Annotated in this window: 6 protein-coding genes; 1 reads left to right on the top strand and 5 read right to left on the bottom strand. The window is 72.4% G+C overall.

Annotated features, from left to right (window positions below; translation table 11 throughout):
• Nucleotides 1–47: 47 nt before the first annotated feature.
• The 4 genes from fxsA to ACFULQ_RS31420 form a co-directional block, all read right to left on the bottom strand.
• Nucleotides 48–617, bottom strand: a complete 570-nt coding sequence (fxsA, locus tag ACFULQ_RS31435) for an FxsA family membrane protein (RefSeq protein WP_383550465.1) — start codon at nucleotides 615–617, stop codon at nucleotides 48–50.
• 91 nt (nucleotides 618–708) lie between these two features.
• The gene (locus tag ACFULQ_RS31430; RefSeq protein ID WP_383550463.1) at nucleotides 709–1,512 is read right to left on the bottom strand and encodes a polyprenol monophosphomannose synthase; all 804 of its coding nucleotides are present in this window, start codon (nucleotides 1,510–1,512) and stop codon (nucleotides 709–711) included.
• Nucleotides 1,513–2,090: 578 nt separating this feature from the next.
• A complete protein-coding gene (locus ACFULQ_RS31425) occupies nucleotides 2,091–3,677 on the bottom strand; it encodes an amidohydrolase (protein ID WP_383550461.1) in 1,587 nt (528 codons plus the stop codon).
• Nucleotides 3,678–3,729: 52 nt separating this feature from the next.
• A complete protein-coding gene (locus ACFULQ_RS31420) occupies nucleotides 3,730–4,170 on the bottom strand; it encodes an Lrp/AsnC family transcriptional regulator (protein WP_037714765.1) in 441 nt (146 codons plus the stop codon).
• A gap of 269 nt (nucleotides 4,171–4,439) precedes the next feature.
• Between ACFULQ_RS31420 and ACFULQ_RS31415 the strand changes: the two genes are divergently transcribed.
• Nucleotides 4,440–4,871, top strand: coding sequence for a hypothetical protein (locus ACFULQ_RS31415; protein WP_383550459.1), 432 nt, complete (start codon nucleotides 4,440–4,442; stop codon nucleotides 4,869–4,871).
• Nucleotides 4,872–4,887: 16 nt separating this feature from the next.
• On the opposite strand, the gene ACFULQ_RS31410 is transcribed toward ACFULQ_RS31415, so the two are convergent.
• Entirely contained in the window at nucleotides 4,888–5,982 is a 1,095-nt protein-coding gene (locus ACFULQ_RS31410) for a phosphotransferase family protein (RefSeq protein ID WP_383550457.1), read from the bottom strand.
• Nucleotides 5,983–6,000 lie beyond the last annotated feature (18 nt).

Here is a 6,000-nt window from a genome sequence, read left to right as displayed (position 1 = left end):
CTCCACGTACGGCGCCCGCGGTTTTGCGCCGCCGGTCAGCCCGGCGGTCAGCGGGTCAGGGGCGGCCTCGGGTCCCGCGGGGTGTCCTGCGGCCCGTCCTGCGTGTCGCGGATGACCTCGCCCTGGACCACCTTGCCGTCGGGGCGGTGCATCCGGGCCTGCTGGAAGGCGTCCCCGAGGGTGCCCGGGCCCGCTGCGCGGAGCCTGCGGTCGAAGGTGCGCTCGGCATAGCGGCCGACGGCCTTCTGGACCGGCGGGATCAGCAGGAGCAGGCCGACCGCGTCGGAGATCAGGCCGGGGATCATCAGCAGCAGGCCGCCCAGCATCATCAGGCCGTTGCCGCTGCTGCCCGAGCTCGACGGGGCGCCGCCCCGCTGGAGCGCCTCGTTCAGGTTCCGGAAGGCGCGGCGGCCGGCGCGCTTGATCACCACCGAGCCGAGCACGAAGCCGGCGACCAGCAGCAGGAACACCGCGAACCCGCTCGCCGCGCCCGCGACCAGGGTCAGCAGCCAGATCTCCAGCACCAGCCAGGCGGCGACGCCCAGCGGCAGGAAGGTGCGGACACGGGAGCGGCGGGGCCGGGCGGGGTAGGTGGGGGTCGAAGCGCCTGTCGTCATGTCTCCAGTGTGCCTGGGCGCGGCTCAGCACGGCATAAGGGCATAAGGGGAGGAGCCGCCCCCGTCGTCGGGCCGCCGAACGACCGCAGGACTACGGCTGCGGGCTCGCCCCGCGCTTTCCGCGTGCGGTGATCCTGCCCACGCGCTCCCCCACGCCCCACGTGGTGACCCGCCACAGGGCCTCCACCAGGATGTCGCGGCTCATCTTGGAGTCGCCGAGTTCACGCTCGACGAAGGTGATGGGCACCTCCACGACATGGAAGCCGGCCTTGACCGCACGGCGGGCCAGGTCGACCTGGAAGCAGTAGCCCTGGGACGCCACGTCCTCCAGGCCGAGGCCTTCGAGGGTCTCGCGGCGGAAGGCCCGGTAGCCGCCGGTGATGTCCCGCAGCGGCAGGTCGAGCGCGACCCGGGAGTAGAGGCTGCCGCCCCGGGAGATGAACTCGCGGGACTTGGGCCAGTTCACGACCCGGCCACCGGGCACCCAGCGCGAGCCGAGCACCAGGTCGGCGCTCTTGAGCGCGGTCAGCAGCCGGGGCAGCTCCTCGGGCTGGTGGGAGCCGTCGGCGTCCATCTCGACCAGGACGCCGTAGCCCTGCTCCAGGCCCCAGCGGAACCCCGCGAGGTAGGCGGCGCCGAGGCCTTCCTTGCCCTTGCGGTGCAGGACGTGGACCTGGTCGTCCTCGACGGCCAGTTCGTCGGCGAGCTTGCCGGTGCCGTCGGGGCTGTTGTCGTCGGCCACGAGGACGTGCGCCTCCGGGACGGCTGCCCGCACCCGGCCGACGATCGCCTTGATGTTCTCCGCCTCGTTGTAGGTCGGAATGATCACCAAGGCCGTGCCGAGCGGGCCGAACCGCCTCTCCTGGGCCGTGGGGGTCCCGTCGCCGTCGTTCACTGCTGCCCCTTCGAGTCAATGCGCAGGCGTCCACCATAGTGCGCACGGCCTGCGATGACGTGACAAGGCGTTCGTATGCTGGTGTCGTTTCCACAAGAGCGGGGTAAGAGTACGATTTTCGGCCGCTGTGGCGAAATTGCAGCCCCGGCCGACGGCAACTCTCCCACTGCGGTTGCTGCGGATGGGGGCCCGGCACCCTTCGGGCCGACCTGGGGCCCGCTGGCTGCGGGTCGACCGAAAGCCGTTGTCTACTGAGCGCCCGGGCCCCACCCGGGTCACACCTCCCCGGCCGGACGGAACGTTCCCTCGACGTGGCGCGAGCGCTGAGCCTGGCTCCCAGTGGCGGTGCCCCGGTGCGGCACACCGTCCCTGACCCAGCGGCGCTGCGACGACTGGGCGGAGGTTCCGCGGTCGGGCGTCCGGTGGTGGACCCGGCCGAACCTACCGGCCCCCTGCCGTCGGCTGTCAACAGTCGTTTGACCTGCGGCTCCGCCGTCAACGCCCTGGTCAGCGGGGAGGATGCGCAGGTCGCGCGACAGGGTGGCGGCGGGCGAGGGGTGCCGCGCCGCCCCGCGAGATCACTCGCCCGGCCGTACGAAGACCGTCCGTCCGCCGACCACCGTGCGCAGACAGACCGGCAGGTCACGGCCCGGCGTCAGGTCGGGCAGGCCGGGGGTGCCGGAGCGCGGGTCGGTGGACCAGCGGGCCACCCGGTCGTCGGGGGCCTGCACGACCAGTTCGTCGGTACGCCACACCGCGTAGTCCGCCGGGGCGCCCGGCACCAGGACGCCCGCGTCGTCCCGGCCGATCGCCCGCCAGCCGCCCCGGGTGTGCGCGGTGAAGGCGGCGCGCACGGAGACCCGGTGCTCGGGGGTCCGGTGGAAGGCGGCCGCGCGGACCGTGCCCCACGGGTCGAGGGGGGTCACCGGGCTGTCGGAGCCGAAGGCGAGCGGCACACCGGCCCGCAGGAGGGCCGCGAAGGGGTTCAGACGCCTCGCCCGCTCCTGGCCCAGACGCCGGGCGTACATGCCGTCCTCGCCGCCCCACAGGGCGTCGAAGGCGGGCTGGACGGAGGCGGTCAGACCGAGTTCGGCGAAGGCGGCGATGGCCTCCGGGGTGAGCAGTTCGGCGTGCTCGACGCGGTGCCGGGCGGCGCGGACCCGGGCGAGGCCGAGCTTCTCCGCGGCGGCGCGGACACCCTCGACCACGGCGGTCACGGCCGCGTCGCCGATGGCGTGGAAGCCGGCCTGGAGGCCCGCCTCGGTGCAGGCGATGACATGGGCGGCCACGGCGGCTGTGTCCAGGTAGGCGGTGCCGGTGTGGTCGGCGTCGGTGTAGGGCTCGTGCAGGCAGGCGGTGTGGGAGCCGAGGGCGCCGTCCACGAAGAGGTCCCCGGCGGCGCCGACCGCGCCGAGCTCGCGCGCCTTGTCGACGTCCTGTTCCGCCCAGTAGCCGACGACCCGTGGACCGGGCTCCGCCTCCGCGAGGCGCAGCAGGCCGGTGAAGTCGTCCTCCGAGGAGATCTCGGGGCCTGCGCATTCGTGAACGGTCCCGATGCCGAGGGAGGTCGCGTGCGCGAGGGCGGCGCGCTGCGCTTCCGTGCGCTGGGCCGGGGAGACGGAGGCGAGCGCCGTAGCGCGTACGGCGTGATGGGCGTCGGCGGTGAGAGGTCCGTCTACGGGGCCCACGGCCGTCATGTCGAGGAGTGCCGTCGTCACGACCGCCGAGTGGACGTCGATACGGCTCAGGTACAGGGGGCGGCCGCCGGTCGCTTCGTCGAGTTCCGTGCGCGTGGGCGGTCGGCCACCCGGCCAGCGGGCCGCGTCCCAGCCGTGCCCGAGCAGGACGCGGTCGTGAGGGCGGGCGGTCGCGAAGTCCCGTACGAGATCCAGCGCCGCGGCCAGGGAGGGCGCGTCGGAGAGATCGAGGCCGGTGCGGGCGAGGCCGGTCGCGGTGGTGTGCACATGTGCGTCGGTGAACGCGGGGGTGACCAGGGCGCCGTCCAGGTCCACGATCTCGTCGACACCGTCCGCGAAGGCGTCGGCGGCGCCCTCCGATCCGACCCACGCCACCTGTCCGCGCTCGACGACCATCGCGGTGGCGAAGGGGTCGGCGGGGCTGTGGACCTCGCCGCGGCGCAGGAGCACCGTCTGCTGTTCACTCATGGGGGACAGTGTTTCAGGGGCCGCCCGCCGTACGGCTGCGGGCCCCGCCTGATCAGATGCGCGGTGGGCGGGCCTCGTACGGGGTCGACAGGACCACCGTCGTACGCGTCGAGACGCCCGCCAGGCTCCTCAGCCTCGCCAGCAGCTCCTCCAGTTCGTGCGGGGTCGCCACGCGCACCTTGAGGATGTAGTTCTCGTCGCCCGCCACGCTGTGGCACGCCTCGATCTCGGGGACGCCCTTCAGGCGGTCCGCGATGTCGTCGGGGGCGCTGGGATCGAAGGGTTTCACCGAGATGAAGGCCGTCATGGGCAGGCCCACCGCCTCGGGGTCGACCACCGCGGCGTATCCGCGGATGACACCGCGCTGCTCCAGCCGTCGCACCCGCTGGTGCACGGCCGACGTGGACAGGCCCGTGGCCTTGCCCAGGTCTGTGTAACTCATCCGCCCGTCCTTGACGAGCAGCTGCACGATTTGTCGGTCCAGCTCCTCCATGGCGCAAGAACCTACAGTGCGCCTGATCTCCTCGGATACCTCAGCGGCCCAGGTCATGCCCGGTTCGTGATGTGACCCGGGGGTTGTCTGTGCGCCGCCTGAGGGACAAAGCGACCGCCACGGGCATCTGCGAGAGGCATGTGACGAAGGCCACACCCCTGCGGGAGCCTCCGTGATGTTCTCGTGATTACCTCCACGACCGGGCGGGAAGTGCTTGCTGTGGTCGAGGCCGCAGTGCCGTCACGGCCCAGCCCGAGGGGGAGAACCCAATGCAGAGTCTTAAGCGCCCTGGTCGTACCGTGCCCAAGCGCCTGGCAGTCGTCGAGCCCGAGCCGGAGGGCGTCGAACCCGACGCTCTCGACGACGAGTTCGACGCGTACGACACCTTCGAGATGTACCGGGTGATCTGCCCGGACTGCGCGCAGCCCATCGCCCTGCTGGCGGACGAGGAGGTGCTGCCGGAGCACGCGCTGTGCGCCTCGCCGTGGAACCCGTTCGGCCTGACCGTCTGCGCCGGTACGGGTCGCAGGGCCGCCGAGGCCCGCTCGGCCGACGAGTCGGCGCAGCCTCAGGAGCAGGACACCGCCCTGCTGCTGACGCTCCCCCAGGGGCTCGACTGGCGGACCCAGCCCTTCTCGCACGTCGGTGGCCCGGGTTCGCGCCCCATGCGCGTGCCGGTGATGCGCCGCCAGGCCGCCTGAGCTCTCTCACCCGGTCTCAGTCCCAGTAACTGCCCTGCACCATGGCCCGCAGGCTGCCGTGGTGCAGGATCAGTGTGTCCGGGTCCGCCGGTAGTGCCACTTCACCGAAGTGCACCTGCCGGTAGGCGATGCGCAGCATGACGATCGCGTGCCGCAGCGCGGCGTACAGCGTGAAGAAGTCCATGTCGTGCGGTGGGTGGCCGGTGAGTTCGGCGTAGCGGGCCTCGATGCGGTCGCGGCGCAGGAAGTCGGGCAGTCCGCGCTGCCCGAAGGCGACCGTGAGGTCCTGGAAGAAGCGGTGCAGGTAGACCGTCCAGCCGAGGTCCACCTCACGCGGGGCCAGGGCCGCCATCTCCCAGTCCAGTACGGCGACGGGGTCGAAGCCGTCGTAGACGACGTTCCCGATGCGGGCGTCGCCCCAGTTCAGGACGGGCGGGCACGACTCGCGCGGCCAGAGCTCCTCCAGCCGGTCGAAGGCCTGCTCGATGAGGGGTGAGCGGGGCAGTCCGGCCACCACCCAGTCGTAGTAGGCGCTTTGGGCGGTGACATGGCGGCGCAGTGCGTCTCCCCCGCCGGGCAGGGCCAGGAACTCGGCTTCCTCCAAAGGGACTTGGTCGTGCAGGCGGGCCAGCAGTCCTACCGTGGCCGCCTCCAGGTGCTCACGTTCGGTATCGCTCGCGGCGTGCAGCCAGTTGCCCTCGTAGGTGTACGGCATGACGTCCGGCGGTACGCGCCCCTCGACCCGCTCCATCACGAAGAAGGGGGCCCCGAGCGGGCCCGGGTCCTCCTCCAGCCACTGGACCTTGGGGATGGGAAGGTCCGTTCGGCGGGCGACGGTGTTCATCGTGCGGTACTGGCGGACCATGTCGTAGACCGGGAAGACGGTGTACGCCGACGGGTCCGCGGCGAGCCGCAACGCGCAGGAGCGCAGGGGTGGTTCGGGGTGCTCGATGTCGAAGAGCAGGGTCTCGCTGGACAGGCCGTTGGAGGCGGGGACGGTGACGCCGACCGCCTTGGCGCCGGGCAGGCGGGCGCCGAGCCAGGCCGTGAGCCGGTGGGCGAGTTCCTCCGGGTCGCGGGTGGTGGTGCGGGGGCGGGGTGCTGTGGCCATGGGGTCGACTCCCTTCTG

This window comes from Streptomyces sp. NPDC057253 (assembly GCF_042669125.1).
In the GTDB taxonomy this organism is placed as follows: Bacteria; Actinomycetota; Actinomycetes; order Streptomycetales; family Streptomycetaceae; genus Streptomyces.
This window is presented reverse-complemented; position numbering and strand designations above follow the sequence as displayed.

Bases quoted from the DNA above. Each gene is read 5' to 3' on its own strand.
- fxsA (WP_383550465.1), bottom strand. From the start codon at position 617: ATGACGACAGGCGCTTCGACCCCCACCTACCCCGCCCGGCCCCGCCGC.
- ACFULQ_RS31425 (WP_383550461.1), bottom strand. From the start codon at position 3,677: ATGAGTGAACAGCAGACGGTGCTCCTGCGCCGCGGCGAGGTCCACAGC.
- ACFULQ_RS31420 (WP_037714765.1), bottom strand. From the start codon at position 4,170: ATGGAGGAGCTGGACCGACAAATCGTGCAGCTGCTCGTCAAGGACGGG.
- ACFULQ_RS31415 (WP_383550459.1), top strand. From the start codon at position 4,440: ATGCAGAGTCTTAAGCGCCCTGGTCGTACCGTGCCCAAGCGCCTGGCA.
- ACFULQ_RS31410 (WP_383550457.1), bottom strand. From the start codon at position 5,982: ATGGCCACAGCACCCCGCCCCCGCACCACCACCCGCGACCCGGAGGAA.